Origin of the sequence: Parabacteroides caeci (assembly GCF_023656795.1) — a bacterium.
Lineage (GTDB): Bacteria > Bacteroidota > Bacteroidia > Bacteroidales > Tannerellaceae > Parabacteroides > Parabacteroides segnis.
The window spans coordinates 74,338-93,048 of sequence record NZ_JAMOKT010000006.1; the positions used below are offsets into that span (position 1 = coordinate 74,338).

At 43.7% G+C, this 18,711-nt stretch carries 10 protein-coding genes; all 10 read left to right on the forward strand.

What is annotated here, in order from left to right:
• Nucleotides 1-2: 2 nt before the first annotated feature.
• Entirely contained in the window at nucleotides 3-1,445 is a 1,443-nt protein-coding gene (locus tag NBH15_RS04580; protein ID WP_010802205.1) for a RagB/SusD family nutrient uptake outer membrane protein, read from the forward strand.
• Between the two features lie 72 nt (nucleotides 1,446-1,517).
• Nucleotides 1,518-2,981 carry an alpha-L-fucosidase gene (locus tag NBH15_RS04585; RefSeq protein ID WP_122327123.1) on the forward strand — a complete coding sequence of 488 codons (1,464 nt, stop codon included), beginning with the start codon at nucleotides 1,518-1,520 and terminating at the stop codon, nucleotides 2,979-2,981.
• Between the two features lie 373 nt (nucleotides 2,982-3,354).
• Nucleotides 3,355-5,187 (forward strand): dihydroxy-acid dehydratase, encoded by a 1,833-nt coding sequence (gene ilvD, locus NBH15_RS04590; protein ID WP_128133957.1) that lies wholly within the window; start codon nucleotides 3,355-3,357, stop codon nucleotides 5,185-5,187.
• Nucleotides 5,188-5,213: 26 nt separating this feature from the next.
• Entirely contained in the window at nucleotides 5,214-6,914 is a 1,701-nt protein-coding gene (gene ilvB / locus NBH15_RS04595) for a biosynthetic-type acetolactate synthase large subunit (RefSeq protein WP_244050826.1), read from the forward strand.
• 12 nt (nucleotides 6,915-6,926) lie between these two features.
• Complete coding sequence (gene ilvN / locus NBH15_RS04600; RefSeq protein WP_128133936.1) at nucleotides 6,927-7,481, forward strand: acetolactate synthase small subunit; 555 nt, start codon at nucleotides 6,927-6,929, stop codon at nucleotides 7,479-7,481.
• A gap of 36 nt (nucleotides 7,482-7,517) precedes the next feature.
• Nucleotides 7,518-8,249 (forward strand): acyl-[acyl-carrier-protein] thioesterase, encoded by a 732-nt coding sequence (locus tag NBH15_RS04605; protein ID WP_128133935.1) that lies wholly within the window; start codon nucleotides 7,518-7,520, stop codon nucleotides 8,247-8,249.
• 48 nt (nucleotides 8,250-8,297) lie between these two features.
• Complete coding sequence (gene ilvC, locus NBH15_RS04610) at nucleotides 8,298-9,344, forward strand: ketol-acid reductoisomerase (RefSeq protein WP_007654491.1); 1,047 nt, start codon at nucleotides 8,298-8,300, stop codon at nucleotides 9,342-9,344.
• 616 nt (nucleotides 9,345-9,960) lie between these two features.
• Entirely contained in the window at nucleotides 9,961-13,281 is a 3,321-nt protein-coding gene (locus NBH15_RS04615) for a SusC/RagA family TonB-linked outer membrane protein (protein WP_128134152.1), read from the forward strand.
• 15 nt (nucleotides 13,282-13,296) lie between these two features.
• Entirely contained in the window at nucleotides 13,297-14,955 is a 1,659-nt protein-coding gene (locus NBH15_RS04620; protein WP_128134151.1) for a RagB/SusD family nutrient uptake outer membrane protein, read from the forward strand.
• Between the two features lie 475 nt (nucleotides 14,956-15,430).
• A complete protein-coding gene (locus tag NBH15_RS04625; protein ID WP_250822110.1) occupies nucleotides 15,431-18,709 on the forward strand; it encodes a SusC/RagA family TonB-linked outer membrane protein in 3,279 nt (1,092 codons plus the stop codon).
• Nucleotides 18,710-18,711: the final 2 nt, after the last annotated feature.

Consider the following 18,711-nt stretch of genomic DNA (forward strand, 5'->3'; position numbering starts at 1 on the left):
GTATGAAAAGAATGAAAACACTGATTAAAAATATATTGCTGGCTGTACCGGTTATTCTGTCTGCTTCTTGCTCCGATTGGCTGGAAGAAGACCCGAAAACATTTATTTCTCCCTCTTCCTTCTATCAAACGGTGGAAGATTTTGACGGAGCTTTGAAAGGGTTATATCCTCAGGGACAAAATCTGAATCTGACGGAAGTTTTTGCCGACTATAATGATAAGCCTGAATCGGCTGAACAGGTCGGGGATATCTGGGCAAATAATCCGGGATATGGTTTTTATGCCTTTAGAAATGCCTGGTCCGGCCCATACAGTACGATAAAGAATGCGAATATGATATTGGAGTCGATAGAAGATAAGGATTTTACTGCCGAAACCAAGAATCGTATTATCGGTGAGGCGAAATGTTTGCGTGCCTGGTCTTATTTTACATTGGTCCAGTTCTTTGGAGATGTCCCTTTGCGGGATAAAGTCGTGACCAGTGATGCCGACGTGGCAATAGACCGTACGCCGCAGGCTGATATCTATCAGTTTATTTTTGACGATATTCTGGATGCGGAACAAAAACTTCCGGAAGAAGCGCAGGATATGGGACGTGTAAATAAATGGGTCGTAAAAGCGATTATGGCACGTATCTATCTGACTTCTGCCGGTTTCCCGATGAATCAGAAAGAAAATTATGCGAAAGCCAAAGAGAAAGCGCTTGAAGTAATCAACAGCGGTCAGTATTCTTTGATGCCTACCTTCGATAAAGTATTTAAGACGGAACGTTATACGGCTGAAACTATCTGGGCTCAGTTGTTCTCCGCTCCCGATAGTTATAGCGGTATGCATAATGAATCTTCACCGATTGGCAGCCAGACAGCCTTGTATCTTCCGACAGATGCTTTTATTGCCAGCTTCGATAAAGGTGATATGCGTAAAGAATGGGGAATTAAACCTGAATATGTAAATGCGAAAGGAAATAAAGTCATCGCGCGTACATATTATAATAAGTATATCAATGAAGAGTATCTGGAACAGGAGTTGCCAGCATCTAATACCAATATTTTGACCTGGCAGACTCAATTGATTCGTTTGGCTGAAATGTATCTGATTGCCGCCGAAGCTGAAAATGAGATAAACGGACCGGCCGGTGCTTATCAATATATCAATGCTATCCGTAAACGTGCCCGTGTCGACCAGAACGACCCGACAAACGTGCCTGACTTGAGCGGACTTTCTCAGGACCAGTTCCGTGAAGCCGTTCTGCTGGAACGTCAGCATGAATTGTATGAAGAGGGTTTTGCCTGGTACGATTTGAAACGTACCCAGACATTCGATAAGGTACAGAAAGCGCGTGGCAGCAGATTGAATGTCCCTATCGGTGCTTACAACAATACTTGGTTGATTCCTGATACCGAAATTCTGAATAATAACATACCTCAGAATCCGGATTACAGATAATTAATGTAGAATACATGAAGGGCCGGTCTGAGTTATTATTGGATTGGCCCTTCCTATATCCGTAAAATACGAATGAAAAAGCAATTTATTTATTTTTTGTCTTTGTTTGTTATGTGCCTGGCTGCTTGCAGTAATCCGGTTGATCCGACGGCATTAAACCTGGATTCGGCGAACATAAACCGGTTGATTCCTTTTCGTGGAGAACTGAATAATGGTGTGAAACAACTTTATCCGGAAGAACCTTATAAAGCATTCTGGGCGGAGAACTGGAAAACTCCCGAGCAGTCAATATCCTGGAAAGTCAATACGGACGGTGAAGACTACATGGCTGAAATGATCGTTTCTGTCAACCGGATGGGAGATGGGGAAGAAACGGAGTTGGTATTATCCAATGGAACGGACAGTGTTATTTGCCGGATAAATACAACCGGATGGCAGCGTTGCCGGTTCCCCCGTCCTTTACATTTTAATAAGGGGACTTCCGTTTTATCTTTAAAGATTGGCAAACCCGGTAAGCAGGATGATTTTAATGTGTATCTGTACTCGTTGGAAGTCACCCGGCCGGAGACTTATGAGCGGTTGCGGGCGGAAGCTACATCACTTCGCAGTAATACATCCTGGATGGCGGATTTGCCTTATGGCTTTTTCTTCCACTGGAATTCAAAGAGTATGCCTCAGTCAGGAGAGCCGTTAGCCTATGAGGATGCGGTCAATAACTTTGATGTGGACCGCTTTGCACGAACCGTTTACGAATGTGGCGGGAAGTTGATATTTTTTACAACGTCGTGGGCGGAATATTATTTCCCGGCTCCGATACAGGCAATCGATTCTATTTTGCCGGGGCGTACCACAAAGAGAGATTTAGTGGCTGATTTATCTGATGCGTTGGGTAAATACGGCATTCGTCTGATTCTGTATTACCATGTCGGTCATGGAGATAAAGAATGGTGGGACAAGCAGCATTATACACGTGATAATGCAGGAGATTTGTTTACAAATGTGGAAAAGATAGTGGGAGAGATTAGCCAGCGGTATGGAAATCGTCTGGCCGGTTTGTGGATGGATGACGGTATCGGTTATTATCCTAACGGCGCTTCGTTTGAAAAGATTGCTAAAGCCGCCAAAAGTGGAAATAAGGAGTTGGCGATTTGTTTTAATTCCTGGATATTGCCGAAACTGACGGACTTTCAGGATTATTATGCTGGCGAACTGGGTTTGTCTTTGGCCAGTGCCGGTGTTAACGATCCTTCTCTTCCGTTGGATGGGGACGGATTGTTTCACGGTGGCCCTCAGGATGGCTTACAGGCAACTTTCTCCGGAACATTGGAGCCGGGTGACTGGACGCACATTTATAAAGATTCCATTATCGGTGATCCTGTTCTTTCCATTGACGAATTGACGCAGGTAGTGAAAGAATCTAACAAACGAAAAAATCTTCCGATGATTAATGTCCGGATTTATCAGGATGGAACGATTTCTCCGAAATCGTATGCTTTGTTGAAAGAACTGAACAATCGTATCAGTAAAGGAGAATGACCGGAAATTATCGAATATGAAGCGAATGGAGGCTCAGAAATAAGAATTCAATTGATTGAGGGCTGGTTATCTGTTAAAATGCAAGATGAACCGCCCTATTTTCTTGATAAATGAAAGAAAAAGTAAGATTTTTCTTTTAAATCCTTTGCTCGTACAAATTATTATTCTACATTTGCAGCGTCAAACAAAATAAAGACGATAAGAAAAGATGATGAACAATGTATTACATATTATTCTCGTGGTGGTCCTTCTAGTCATTAGTAGGTAAGGAGAAAGGTGTGTAAGAAGTTGTGAAGTCGTAAAAGATATTTCTTAAGCCTTTCTCCATATAGAGAAGGGCTTTTTTATTGACTAAAAGATAAAAACAGATATGATGAAGAATCCGTTAAGAAGCTCCTATAGCACAGAAGGCAGACGTATGGCCGGTGCCCGTGCATTATGGCGTGCCAACGGCATGAAAGAAGAACAATTCGGTAAACCGATCATTGCCATTGTGAATTCATTTACCCAGTTTGTACCGGGCCATGTGCATCTACACGAGATCGGACAGCAGGTAAAAGCGGAAATCGAAAAGCTCGGTTGCTTTGCCGCAGAATTTAATACGATCGCTATTGATGACGGTATTGCTATGGGACACGACGGAATGCTTTATTCTCTGCCTTCCCGCGACATCATTGCTGACAGTGTGGAATATATGGTGAATGCGCATAAGGCTGATGCAATGGTTTGTATCAGTAACTGCGACAAGATTACTCCGGGTATGCTGATGGCCAGCATGCGTCTGAATATTCCGACAATCTTTGTATCCGGCGGTCCGATGGAAGCCGGTAATCTGGACGGACGTGCACTCGATTTGATCGACGCCATGATTGAAGCGGCTGACGATTCTATCAGCGATGAACAAGTAGAAAAGGTGGAACGTTCCGCTTGCCCGACCTGCGGTTGCTGTTCTGGCATGTTCACGGCTAACTCTATGAACTGTCTGAACGAAGCGATTGGATTGGCTCTTCCCGGCAACGGAACAGTTGTTGCAACACATGCCAACCGTACCCGCCTGTTCAAAAAAGCGGCGAAGATGATTGTTGATAATGCCTTTAAATATTATCGTGACGGCGATGATTCCGTATTGCCTCGCAGTATTGCCACCCGGCAGGCTTTCCTGAATGCTATGTCGCTGGATATTGCCATGGGGGGATCGACGAATACAGTCCTTCACCTGTTGGCCGTGGCTCATGAAGCGGAAGTCGATTTTACAATGAAAGATATTGATATGCTTTCACGCAAAACACCGGTTATCTGCAAAGTGGCTCCGAGTTGTTCTTATCATGTGGAAGATGTGAACCGTGCCGGAGGTATCATCGGTATCATGAATGAGCTGGTAAAAGCCGGTCTGGTGGACGGTTCCGTGAAACGTGCGGATGGTCTGACTTTGAATGAGGCTATCGACCAATACTGCATTACCTCTGTAAATGTAACGGAAGAAGCAATCAATATTTATAAAAGTGCTCCGGCCCACCGTTTCAACCTAGTGCTCGGATCGCAGGAAAGTTATTATAAAGAACTGGATACCGACCGTGCAACCGGATGTATCCGCGATGTGGAACATGCTTATGTGAAAGACGGTGGTCTGGCAGTTCTGTATGGAAATATCGCACAGGACGGTTGTGTGGTTAAAACAGCCGGGGTAGACGAAAGTATCTTCCGTTTTGCCGGTCCAGCCAAAGTATTCGATTCGCAGGATGCCGCTTGCGAAGGTATCCTGAAAGATCAAGTCGTCTCCGGCGATGTCGTCGTTATCACCTATGAAGGTCCTAAGGGTGGTCCGGGGATGCAGGAAATGTTGTATCCTACCTCTTATATAAAGAGTAAACACCTGGGTAAAGAATGTGCGCTAATCACAGACGGACGCTTCAGCGGTGGAACATCAGGTTTGTCAATCGGACATATTTCTCCCGAAGCGGCTGCCGGCGGAGCGATTGGCTTAGTGAAAGACGGCGATATTATCGAAATTAATATACCCGAAAGAACCATACATGTAAAGGTAACAGACGAAGAACTGACCAAACGCCGTGAAGCGGAAGAAGCCCGCGGAACAAAAGCCTTTACACCTCCTTTCCGCCAACGTACGGTATCGAAAGCACTGAAAGCATACGCAAAGATGGTTGCTTCGGCCGATAAGGGCGGTGTACGAATAGTAGAAGATTAATAAACACCAAATACTATATTTTAGAGATGGACAAACAAAAGATAACCGGTTCGGAAGCTTTGCTGAAAGCGCTGATCGCTGAAGGAGTAGATACTATCTTCGGTTATCCGGGTGGGCAGGCGATACCAATTTACGATAGTTTATACGATTACAGAGATCAGTTAAAACATATTCTGGTGCGCCACGAACAAGGTGCAACACATGCTGCACAGGGATATGCCCGTGTTTCCGGAAAAGTGGGAGTAACGGTGGTTACTTCGGGTCCCGGGGCAACCAATACCATCACAGGTATTGCCGATGCATTGATGGACAGTACGCCGATGGTGGTGATTGCCGGCCAGGTTCCGTCTCCACTGCTTGGAACAGATGCTTTTCAAGAAGTTGATGTGATTGGTATCACACAACCGATTACCAAATGGGCTTACCAGATACGCCGCCCGGAAGAAATAGCTTGGGCCGTTTCCCGTGCTTTCTATATTGCATCGACCGGTCGTCCGGGACCTGTGGTACTGGATTTGGCGAAAGATGCACAGGTGGGTTTGGTAGATTATGAGTATCAGAAAGTGAATTATGTTCGTAGTTACCAGCCTGAACCGGATATCAGGGAGGAGCGTATCGAGGCGGCTGCTTCATTGATAAATAATGCCAAAAAGCCATTCTGTCTGGTTGGGCAGGGGGTTATCCTGGGAGGAGCTGAAGAAGAACTGAAAGAATTCTTGTTGAAAAACGATATACCAGCCGGTTCTACCGTATTAGGCTTGTCTGCATTACCTTCGGACTTCCCATTAAATAAAGGTATGTTGGGGATGCATGGAAATGTCGGACCGAACCGCAAGACAAACGAATGTGACGTGCTGATTGCTATCGGTATGCGTTTCGATGACCGCGTAACCGGTGATCTGAAGACTTATGCCAAGCAGGCAAAGATTATCCACCTGGATATTGACAATTCGGAGATCGGAAAGAATGTGCCGGTCGACGTGAAAGTGCTGGGAAATGCCAAGCATACGATTCCGATGATTACGGCTTTACTGGAAGAACGGAAGCGTCCGGAATGGAATGCTGAATTCGAACCGGATGAAAAAGAGGAATATAATAAGGTAATAGAAAAAGAACTCCATCCTACCGAAGGCCAACTGAAAATGGGCGAAGTAGTCCGTAAGGTTTCCGAAGCAACCGATAATGATGCAATTCTGGTTACGGATGTAGGTCAGAACCAGATGATGGGTGTTCGCTATTTCAAATATAAACAAACACGCAGCGTAGTTACTTCAGGAGGTCTGGGGACGATGGGCTTTGGCCTTCCCGCCGCCATAGGAGCGAAGCTGGGAGCACCTGACCGTACGGTCTGTTTCTTTACCGGCGACGGTGGTATCCAGATGACTATCCAGGAGTTAGGAACTATCATGCAGGAAAATCTGAATGTAAAGATCATCGTTCTTAACAACAATTTCCTGGGAATGGTACGCCAGTGGCAGGAGCTGTTCTTCAACGAACGGTATTCGAATACCATCATGAAGAATCCGGATTTTGTAGCGATAGCCAAGGCTTTTGGTATTGCTTCCCGTGCGGTAGATAAACGGGAAGACTTGGATGAGGCGATTGCTGAAATGTTGAATCACGACGGTGCCTATATGTTGGTTGCCAATGTGGAAACTTGTGGTATGGTATATCCGATGGTTCCGGCCGGAGGAAGCGTGACGAACATGATTTTGGGTGATAAGTAAGGAGGAGAAACTATGAATACAAAACAATTATATACCGTTATTATCTTTTCGGAAAATACTGTTGGTCTTCTGAATCAGATAACTGTTATCTTTACGCGCCGGCAACTGAACATTGAGACGCTTTCTGTTTCTCCCTCTGCTATAAAGGGAATACATAAGTTTACAATTACTACCTTTGCCGACGAGGATACGATCGACAAGGTCGTAAAACAGATCGACAAGCGTGTGGATATCCTGAAAGCCTATTATAATACGGATGAAGACCTGGTTTATCAGGAAATCGCCCTTTATAAACTGAGTACCGAACTCTTTATCAAGATGGGGACGGTCGAGGATCTGATCCGTAAGTACAATGCCCGTATCCTTGAAATGAATGAAGATTGTGTGGTGTTGGAAAAGAGTGGTCATTATGATGAGACACAGGCTTTGTTTAAAGAATTGAGTGAAACGATCGGTGTCCTGCAATTTATCCGTTCCGGACGCGTTGCTATAACGAAGAGTAAGGTAGAACGTCTGAGCGACATGTTATCTGCAATGGAAAAGAAGTTGCGGGAAAAACATGTCTGAGAACAACAAGGAAACATTTTGTAAATAAAATAAATTATGGAGAAGAACAAAGTAGGAGAATTTCATTTCGTAACAGAGTCTTATCTGATGGACTTCCGGGGACGTATCACAATCCCTATGATCGGCACATATTTGTTGCATGCTGCTTCTTGCCATGCCGCCGACCGTGGATTCGGATATAACGATATGACCGAAAGGCATACCGCCTGGGTTCTTTCCCGTCTGGCTATCGAGATGACTTCTTATCCTGCCATGTCTGAATCCGTAACTTTATATACCTGGGTGGATGAGGTCGGTAAGTTATTTACCAGCCGCTGCTTCGAACTGGTGAACGGTGAAGGCAAGACCTTTGGTTTTGCCCGCTCTATCTGGGCGGCTATCGATATGGAAACCCGTCGCCCGACCTTGCTCGATGTGGAGGGCCTGAGTGCTTATATCACCGACCGTCCCTGTCCGATTGAAAAACCGGGTAAAATCGCTCCGGTGGAAAACAACACCTCCGGTGAACCTTACCGTGTGAAGTACAGTGACTTGGACGTAAACGGCCACCTGAACAGTATCAAATATATGGAACACCTGCTCGACTTGTTCGATATCAGCCTGTTCCGCGAAAAAGAGATAAGCCGTTTCGAAATAGCTTATCAGTCCGAAGGAAAGTATGGGATGGAGCTGACTCTCCATAACCAGGAGATATCCCCGGACAAATACAACATGTCCATTTGTCACGACGGCAAAGCTATCAGCCGCGCCGCCGTTACCTGGATATAACAAAGTAGAGACAAATTATTTTATATACATTTTAATAGTAAAAAGAAAATGGCAGTAATGAATTTTGGCGGCGTTGACGAAAACGTAGTAACCCGCGAAGAATTTCCGTTGGAAAAGGCAAGAGAAGTATTGAAAGACGAAACAATCGCTGTAATAGGTTACGGCGTACAAGGTCCCGGCCAGAGCCTGAACCTGCGCGACAACGGTTTTAACGTAATTGTAGGACAACGTAAAGGTGGTAAGACCTGGGAAAAGGCTGTTGCTGACGGTTGGGTACCGGGCGAAACACTGTTCGATATCGAAGAAGCATGCGAAAAAGCAACTATCATCCAGTATCTGCTTTCAGATGCTGCTCAGATTGAAGTTTGGCCGCGCATCAAAAAATATCTGACTCCGGGTAAGGCTTTGTATTTCTCTCACGGATTCGGTATCACTTACAAAGAACGTACAAACATCATTCCTCCAGCTGATGTAGACGTAATCCTGGTTGCTCCGAAAGGTTCAGGTACTTCACTGCGCCGTATGTTCTTGCAGGGTCGTGGTCTGAACTCAAGCTACGCAATCTTCCAGGATGCAACAGGCAAAGCATGGGATCGCGTGATTGCACTGGGTATCGGTGTCGGTTCTGGTTACTTGTTTGAAACAACATTCAAGAAAGAAGTATATTCTGACCTGACTGGCGAACGTGGAACTTTGATGGGTGCTATCCAGGGATTACTGCTGGCTCAGTACGAAACTTTGCGTGAAAACGGTCACGAACCTTCTGAAGCATTCAATGAAACAGTAGAAGAACTGACTCAGTCATTGATGCCGTTGTTTGCAGAAAACGGTATGGACTGGATGTATGCTAACTGTTCAACAACTGCACAGCGTGGTGCTTTGGATTGGATGGGCCCGTTCCACGATGCTACAAAACCTGTGTTCCAGAAACTGTATAGCGAAGTTGCCTGCGGTAACGAAGCACAGCGTTCTATCGACACAAACAGCAAGCCTGACTATCGTGAAGGTCTGGAAAAAGAACTGGCAGCTCTTCGCGAAAGTGAAATGTGGCGTGCAGGTGCTGTTGTTCGTAAACTTCGTCCTGAAAACAACTAATAAATGGTGATACATTAATAGTTAAACATTTTGTGATATAGAAACGGCAATCCGGCTTTTCGGGTTGCCGTTTTTTTTATGAGCCTGTATCGTTTTTATGGGTATTTAGCTGTGTAAGGAATCTGATCTGTTTTTAGAATTAGGAGTATTTAAATAATAGTAAAGTTACCATAGTCTTAGTAGAACAAATATGGTTTTCGGCTTCAAATATAGTAATGTTATTTAAATTCGGTATAAAAATATAGTTAAAATGTAATCTTATCTAATTTTTAACATATTAACCTAAACCAAATGATGCATATACCAATAATTGAAAATACAATATAATGATGTGTATTACATGAGTATATATCTTGAAACTTCATTATTCAAGCTATTTCAATCATATCCTATTACTACAGAAACTCCCCTCTAATGTTTAAATCGGTAAACAATAGCTTAGTTCTACTAAAACTATGGTGAATTATTAAGTGCTTAAACTAATGAATGAAAGTATGAATCCGGATTTTATGTATGACTAGTGAGGAGTATAAGCCTTGTAATGAAAGAGTTGGTGCTTTGTGAGGGAGCATTAAACATAAAAAAAGTATGATTGTTTAATTTTTAAATTTAGCTTATGTTGACAAACTCGAGACTGGTTAAGGCTTTAGTCCTGGCTACTGTATTCGGTACAGGCGGGACTATCAATGCCGCTGTAATCCCCACCTCCGCAGGAGCGATGATTACACAGCAGAAAAACAAAGTTACAGGTGTAGTTGAAGATGAAATGGGCCCTATTGCGGGTGCTTCTATTTCAGTGAAGGGAACTTCCACCGGGACAATTACCGACATGGACGGTAAGTTTACACTGGATGGAATTCAAAAAGGTGCGGTACTTGTTGTCTCATTCGTAGGATTGGCTACGCAAGAGATTGTTTGGGACGGACAAAGTATTTTGAATGTAAAACTTGTTAGTGATACGCAGGATTTGGACGAAGTGGTTGTTGTTGCTTATGGTACGGCAAAGAAATCTTCATTTACAGGTTCAGCTTCTGTTGTAAAGTCCGAGCAGTTGGAGAAAATCTCCGGTACGGGTTTCGCTGAAGCCCTTCAGGGGATGAGTGCTGGGGTAAATGTCACCAATAACGAAGGTAACCCGGGAGGTGAAACCCGTATCCAGATTCGTGGTATCAGCTCCATGTCAGGAAAGACCACTCCGCTGTACATTGTTGACGGTATGCCGTATGATGGTAGCCTAACGTCTATTTCTCCTTCTGATATTGAATCTATGACCGTATTGAAAGATGCGGCAGCCTCTTCTCTTTATGGTTCCCGTGCAGCCAACGGTGTGGTTGTTATCACGACTAAAAAGGGGAAAGCCGGTAAACCTACCATCAATTTCAGAGGTGCCTGGGGTACTTCGGATAATGCTGTAAAGAATCCGACAAAAGCAGACCCGTATGAACAGATGACAAATACCTGGCGTGCAATCTACAACGACCAGTACTATGTAAATGGTATGGATAAACAGGCAGCCGGTGATTATGCTTCTTCAACACTTTTGCCGCATATGGTAAATCCGCGTGTAAATTCACAAGGAGAAACTGTTTATGTCACTCCGTTCAAATGGACTGGAGATGCTTCCAATTATGTATTGCACGATGGCAATGGTAATTGCTGGACAAATCCGAATCTGGAAATGGTTTGGGACGAAAGCGATTATGATTGGTATGGTGCCGTCTTCTCCCGAAAACTACGCCAGGATTATGGTATTGATGTTAGCGGTTCAACCAATGACGGTAAGACCAGCTACTATACTTCTATTTCTTATTTGAACGATAAAGGATATGCGAATAATCAGTATTACAAACGCTACTCTTTCCGTGCGAATGTAACTTCCGAATTGACAAAATGGTTGCAAATGGGCGGTAGTCTGGCATATAGCTACTCACGCCAGAATGTATCAGGTTCTAACCGTGCCTTGGTATTTTCAAATACCCTGAACTCTCCCTGGTTGAGAAATTCCGATAATACAGATTGGTATTATTCACAGAAAACTGGTGAGCGTATGTATGACTTTGGCGTAAACAGTTCCAACTTCTTCGGAGCACATGTTCTTCAGAATGGCGGTGATTATTGGAATAACCCGAATGATGAAGATTTCAACAATAATGAAGGAGGCATGTTGACTGCTCACTATTTTGCAGATTTCAAATTACCTTTTGATATTAAGTTCAAAACAAGTGTGAACCTGGATGATATCACCAAAAATGAATATCAGTATGGTTCGGCCGTTCATGGACAAGGCCAGCTGGAACCGTTTGGTGTGACTGTTATGACGAATGGCGGTTGGGCTTCACGCGCAAATTATAAAACGACTTCGGTAACATGGAATAACCTGCTGAGTTGGGATAAAACTTTCGGTGACCATAGTTTGAATATCCTGTTGGGCCACGAGTTGTATTCTTATAACCAGCAGTATAATTACGGTTATGGCGAAGGTATCATGCAGTTAGGCCAGTATGAATTGACTTCTACTACCAAAAACTGGGCTGTAGATTCTTACAGAAACCGTTATGCCCTGCTTTCATTCTTCGGAAAAGCCGATTATAATTTCCTGAATAAATATTATGTATCCGCTTCTTTCCGTCGCGACGGTTCTTCCCGCTTCAGTAAAGACAGCCGTTGGGGTAACTTCTTCTCGGTAGGTGCATCCTGGAGATTCTCGAAAGAGGCTTTCATGGAAGATATTAAATGGATCGATAACCTGGCATTACGCGGTAGTTTCGGTACATCCGGTAATGATAAGTTGTATCCGCGTAACGAAAACGGTACACCGGGTGATGAAATTTTGTACGCATATCAGGGATACTATGACTCTGACGATATTTATGGAATGGCAGGCTATAAGCCGACAACCATCCCGACACCGAAGTTGAAATGGGAACGTAATGAACAATATAATATCGCTGTGGATTTCAGTTTCCTGAGCAGAATCAGTGGTACGATTGAATACTATTCACGCAGTTCAAAAGACTTGTTGTACTATAAGAGTCTTCCTTTATCTTCACAGACGGGAGATGCTTCCGGTGTAAATACCAACCTGGGTAATGTTCGTAACAGTGGTGTGGAATTGACATTGAATGCTACTGCCATCAGGACTAACAACTTCCAGTGGAATATCGACTTTAACTTCTCTACATTAAAGAATGAAGTAACTTATCTGCCGGGTGGTTCTTATATTTACTCCAACCGTGGTTCGAGTTATAAGCTGGAAGAAGGGTATTCTTTGTTTGAATTCTTTATGGTTAAGAATGCCGGTGTAAATCCTGATAACGGAAATATGCAATATTGGGTACAGGATGGCAACGGTGGCTGGAAGAAAACAGAAAACTATTCGGATGTAACAACTGACGATTATCAATATTGCGGTTCTTCCATTCCTAAAGCATTCGGCTCGATCACCAATAACTTTAAGTACCGCGATTTTGATTTGTCTTTCATGTGGTATGCTTCTTTTGGTGCTAAGATGTGGGACTATGTTTATCAGGAACGTACAACAGTTCGTGACGGTGTCGGTATTATCCAGGATTTGGTGGATGGTGACGTTTGGATGCAATCGGGCGATAATGCCAAATTCCCGCGCTGGTCGGCTGTAGATTATTCCAATACACGTAAGAACTCTGATTTCTATCTGTTTGACAATGATTATCTGCGTTTGAGAAACCTTACATTCGGATATACATTGCCTAAGAATCTGACAAAGAAAATCGGTGTATCCAATGCCCGCGTATATTTGTCGGGTGACAACTTGTTGACTTTTGGTCCTGCTGCCAAGCGCCATTCAGAACCGGAAACAGGTGTGATGGGTAATAACTATAATGGTAATGCTGATACTGACAACGGTATCCAGGGTTCAAGAAGAGTATATATGTGTGGTATTCAAGTTTCATTTTAAAAACCGTATGTTCTTATGAAAAGTTTATATAAAACCGTAAAGATAATGTCATTGGCTGTACTTACTCTTTCCTTGAGTAACTGTACGGACGAATTGACTACAAATTCATCTACAGCGATTTCGGAAGAAACGATTCTTTCAAGCACGAACCAGTTAAACATGGTGCTTAACTCTGTTTACAAATATATTCTGATGGGTGATAATGGATCAGGAAGTCAGAATGATGCTTGTTATGCCGGTTTACCTGGTTATTGCATGTATTACGACCTGACCGGTGCCGATATTATGAGTACGACCAACTATGGCGGTTCTCCGGAAATGTGTTACCGGGCTGCACCGGAACGTACGCAATCTACCGGCGATTATTCCAAAAGAATCTGGGTGAATATGTATAAGGCGATCAACCAGGCGAATATCATTCTGGATGCCCTGCCGGATGCAACCGGAGAAGATTCCGAAAAGAACGATTTGAAAGGGCAGTGTCTGGCAATCCGCGGTATCTGTTATTTTAACCTGATCATGAATTATCAGCAGACTTATGCAATTGCTAAGGACAAGCGAGGTGTTATTCTGCGGACATCGTCTTCCGATCCGGAATCGATGGGTTTCTCTACCGTTCAGCAATGCTATGACCAGATACTGAAAGATTTGAAGGAAGCCAAAACGTTGCTGGCCGGTTATGACAGAACTGATATGTGGAGGCTGAATGCGGATGTGGTTTCCGGTCAGTTGGCGCGTGTTTATCAGGTAATGGGAGATTGGTCGAATGCTTTGTCGGAGGCGAAATCCGTTTATGACAAATACAATACATTGATGACTGAAAACGAATGGTACAGCGGTTTTGATAATTTCCTGACCGATGGTTGTAAAGAAGTTATTTGGGGAGTAAAATACACGAACCTGACAAATATCAGTTCCAATACGGAGTTCAATTACTGGTATAACCAGGACCCTAGTTACGGGGAAGGTATGACGGACGGTCCTATTTACTGCTTTATCAACTTGCTGGTAGATGGAAAATATGTAGAATTGTTTGACGATGGTGATTATCGCGGTCGCAGATGTGATAAGACAACCGGTGTTACAGATGCAGATGTTAAAAACGTTATGTTCTGGCATCGTACAAACAACGGCGATAGCGAAACAAGAAGAAAATGGGCCTATAATAAATTCAAATATTATGGTGATGCCAACGGAGCCAAACAAGGTAATACTTATCCGGAGCTTCCTTTGATGCGTGGTTCGGAAATGTTGCTTATCATGGCTGAAGCAGAAGCTAACCAGGGTAATACAGAAACTGCATTGTCTTATCTTACGACATTACAAAGTGCAAGAAATGTGGCAAACCTGACGACGACAACGGTTAAGGATGATTTACTGGAAGCTATCTATGTGGAACGTCGTAAAGAACTCCTGGGCGAAGGTGTAACCGGTATGTATGATCTGCTTCGTCTGCAAAAACCGTTGTATCGTTATGGTTCAAGCAGTACGAATCCTGCCGGTCATTATTCGTGGGGTATGATGTATCTGGATAATTTCAATGCGTCGGACGCACAGCCTTACGGTTATCTGCCGTCTAACGATTATCGTTTTATCTGTCAGATCCCGCAGTTGGAGTTGGCTAACAACGAAGTGATCAGTAATGCTGATCAGAATCCGTTCAGCGGACAATAACAAGTCATTTCTATAAATAGTAGTAGGAGGGACACGTTTTTGTGATGTGTTCCTCTTTTTTTGTGATGTGTAAATAGTTAAAAATGTTTGGGCTTATGGTCGTTATTGATTTTTCTTCTCAATATGTATGTCATTGTTTGAGTACCGGTTTTGTATATGCATAGCAATTCAGAGTGAGTTAAAATATATTTATTTGAATAATAAATATACATAATTATGCAAGTATTAAATAATGATAAGTTATATTTGCTGATGGAGATGCTATAATTTGTAGAGAGGGTGTGTAGAAAATGTTGTGTGCAAATATCAGTGTATCTTCGTTTTATTGAACTTTATTTTGTTGAAATGTATACCTGTCACTTTTGTCGGAGAAAAGTGTAACCTCTAATGAAATGAACGCTATTGTGATTAATTTTATTTAATTAAAGACTTGAGTTTAGCTATGTGGACCAACTCAAAACTAATTAGATCACTGATGATTTCTGTATTGTTGGGTGCGGCAGGTACGATTGCTGCCAATCCTACAGGTCCGGAAACGATGGTAGTACAACAGGGTAATAAGGTAACCGGCCTGGTAGAAGACCAGATGGGACCTGTCGCCGGAGCTTCTGTTGTAGTGAAAGGAACCACTATCGGTACGATAACCGATATCGATGGAAAGTTTACTCTGGATAATGTTCGGCGGGGAGCGACTATTGTGATCTCCTTCGTCGGTTTAGCCACACAGGAGATCACCTGGAACGGGCAATCTATTTTAAATGTAAAATTAAGTGATGCGACACAAGACTTGGATGAAGTCGTTGTCGTAGCCTATGGAACGGCAAAAAAGTCAACCTTCACCGGATCGGCCTCCGTTGTAAAAGCCGAAAAGCTCGAAAAGATTATGGGTTCCGGCTTTGCGGAAGCATTGCAGGGAATGAGTGCCGGTGTGAATGTAGTGAACGTACAAGGTAACCCCGGAGCCGATGCCCGTGTGGAGATTCGTGGTATTGCTTCCATGTCCGGAAAGGCAGATCCGTTATATATTGTGGACGGGATGCCTTATGATGGAAAACTGAATCAGATCAATCCTACGGACATTGAATCGATGACGGTGTTGAAGGATGCGGCGGCCACTTCGCTCTACGGTTCGCGTGCAGCAAACGGCGTCGTAATGATTACAACCAAGCGGGGTAAATCGGAAAAACCGCGTATTAATTTCCGCGGAGGTTGGGGTACTTCGGATAATGCTGTCAAGAATCCGAAAAAAGCCGATCCGTACCAGCAGCTGGAAAATACCTGGTATGCCTTGTATTATGACGCTCTCCTCTATGATGGCATGAATATGCAGCAGGCGGGCGATTATGCTTCGTCGCAGGCATTGACCAAACAGGTAAAGGCTACAAAAGATTCGAACGACAATCCGATCTATGTCACTCCGTTCAGACATATCAATGAAAATTATGTATTGCATGACGGCAATGGGAATCCTTACATGAATCCTAATCTGGAATATGTCTGGGATGAAGATGATTGGGATGTTTACAAAGCTATCTTCTCCCGTAAACTGCGCCAGGATTATAGTGTGGATATAAGTGGTCAGGCCAATGGTGGAAAAACAGCCTATTTCTTCTCCGGCGGTTATCTGGACGACCAGGGATATGGTAACCGGCAATATTATAAACGTTATTCTTTCCGTACCAACCTGAGTACAGAGTTGTTCGATTGGTGGAAAGTGGCTGGTAGCCTTTCTTATTCGCGTCATCGCCAGAACCTTTCCGGTGGTGCCAGCCGTGCGGCTAACTTTACGACGACTTTGTCTTCACCCTGGTTACGTAATGAAGATAATACCGGTTGGGTCGTTTCCGAAAAAACAGGGGAACGGATGTACAGTTACGGCAAATATACCAATAACTTCTTTGGTGCCCATATCCTGAATAACTCGGGTGATTATTGGGATAACCCGAACGATGACAGTTTCGATAACAATATGGGGCATATCCTGTCTGCCCAGGTAAATACAGAGTTTACTCTGCCTTTCAACCTGAAATTCCGTTCGGCTTTGAATATTGACGATTACTGGTATCGTACCATGCAATATACTTCCGCCGTACATGGTAGCGGACAGACTGCACCTTATGGTATTTCTATACTGGCAGACGGTGGTTATGCCAGCCGTTATAATTTCAATAAACGTTCCACCACCTGGAATAATGTATTGTCAGGTGAATGGATGATCGGTGACCACACTATTTCAGGTCTGGTCGGACATGAGTGGTATACCTGGGACTCCCACTACGAACAAGGTTGGGGTGAAGGTATCATGGAACTGGGTAAATATGAATTATCGAATACCACCAAGAATTTCGGTGTTTCCGGCGGACGTGATAAATACTCTCTGCTTTCGTTCTTTGGTAAAATCGATTATAACTTCTTGAATAAGTATTACTTGTCCGCTTCGCTTCGTGAGGATGGTTCTTCCCGTTTCAGCTCCGATCATCGCTGGGGTACATTTTGGTCGACTGGCGGTTCATGGCGAATATCGAAAGAAGGTTTTATGGAAGACCTGAAATGGATTGATAACTTGTCGTTGCGTGGAAGTTACGGTACGACCGGTAATGATAAGCTGATCGTGCGTGAATCGAATGGTAAGGCTGGAGATGAAGTCCTTTACGGATACCAGGGTACTTATGAAAGTGATGACCTGTATCTGAAATCCGGTTTAAAACCGTCTACCTATCCGACACCGGACTTGAAGTGGGAAAGTAATCAGCAATGGAATATCGGTTTGGATTTCTCCGTATTCAACCGACTTAGCGGTACAGTGGAATATTATTCCCGTACTTCCCATGACTTGTTGTATTATAAGGAACTGCCTCTCTCTGCCCAGGTTGGTAGTGCATCCGGGTATAATATGAATATTGGTGACCTGCGTAATAGCGGGATTGAAATCACATTGAATGCGAATATCCTTACAACGAAAGATTTCAGATGGGATATCGATGCCAACATGAGTACGCTGAAAAATGAGGTGACTTATTTGCCTACAGGTCCTTATACCTATTCCGGTACGGCTTGTACCTACAAGATGGAAGAAGGCAAGTCTCTGTATGAATTTATCGCTCCCCAGTACGACGGTGTTAATCCGGAAACCGGAGTACCAGGCTGGTTGATCCGCGATGGTAACGGCGGTTGGAAACGTACGGAAAAGCAGGAGGAAGTAACGACAGACGATTTTGTGTACTGTGGCTCCGCGATCCCCAAAGTATTCGGTGCTATCACCAATAACTTCCAGTTCAAAGGGATCGACCTGTCATTCATGTTCTATTATTCTTATGGTTCCAAAATATCGGACTATACATATAAAGAACGTATCATGAACCGTCCGGGTGTCGGTGTCATACAGGAGTTGGTTGAGGACAGATGGCGTCAACCGGGCGATGCGGATGTACTTATCCCACGTTGGTCGTACAACCAGTATGGTGCGACGGTAAAGTATGCCGATAACTTCGTATTCGACAACCATTACTGGCGTCTGAGAAACCTGACATTAGGTTATACGCTGCCTAAGAGCCTTACCCGCAAGGCCCTGGTAGAAAACCTGCGTGTTTATGTAACCGGTAATAACCTGTTGACTTTCGGTCCTGCCAAAAAACGCTACACAGACCCCGAAACAGGTATAATGGGTAACAGTTATAACGGTAATGCTGAAACCGATAACGGTATTCAGGGTTCGAGAAGACTGTATATGGTCGGTATTCAAATCACATTGTAAAC

Coding starts and splice junctions, on each gene's coding strand:
- NBH15_RS04615 (WP_128134152.1), top strand. CDS start 9,961: ATGTTGACAAACTCGAGACTGGTTAAGGCTTTAGTCCTGGCTACTGTA.
- ilvC (WP_007654491.1), top strand. CDS start 8,298: ATGGCAGTAATGAATTTTGGCGGCGTTGACGAAAACGTAGTAACCCGC.
- NBH15_RS04620 (WP_128134151.1), top strand. CDS start 13,297: ATGAAAAGTTTATATAAAACCGTAAAGATAATGTCATTGGCTGTACTT.
- NBH15_RS04605 (WP_128133935.1), top strand. CDS start 7,518: ATGGAGAAGAACAAAGTAGGAGAATTTCATTTCGTAACAGAGTCTTAT.
- NBH15_RS04580 (WP_010802205.1), top strand. CDS start 3: ATGAAAAGAATGAAAACACTGATTAAAAATATATTGCTGGCTGTACCG.
- NBH15_RS04625 (WP_250822110.1), top strand. CDS start 15,431: ATGATTTCTGTATTGTTGGGTGCGGCAGGTACGATTGCTGCCAATCCT.
- ilvN (WP_128133936.1), top strand. CDS start 6,927: ATGAATACAAAACAATTATATACCGTTATTATCTTTTCGGAAAATACT.
- NBH15_RS04585 (WP_122327123.1), top strand. CDS start 1,518: ATGAAAAAGCAATTTATTTATTTTTTGTCTTTGTTTGTTATGTGCCTG.
- ilvB (WP_244050826.1), top strand. CDS start 5,214: ATGGACAAACAAAAGATAACCGGTTCGGAAGCTTTGCTGAAAGCGCTG.
- ilvD (WP_128133957.1), top strand. CDS start 3,355: ATGAAGAATCCGTTAAGAAGCTCCTATAGCACAGAAGGCAGACGTATG.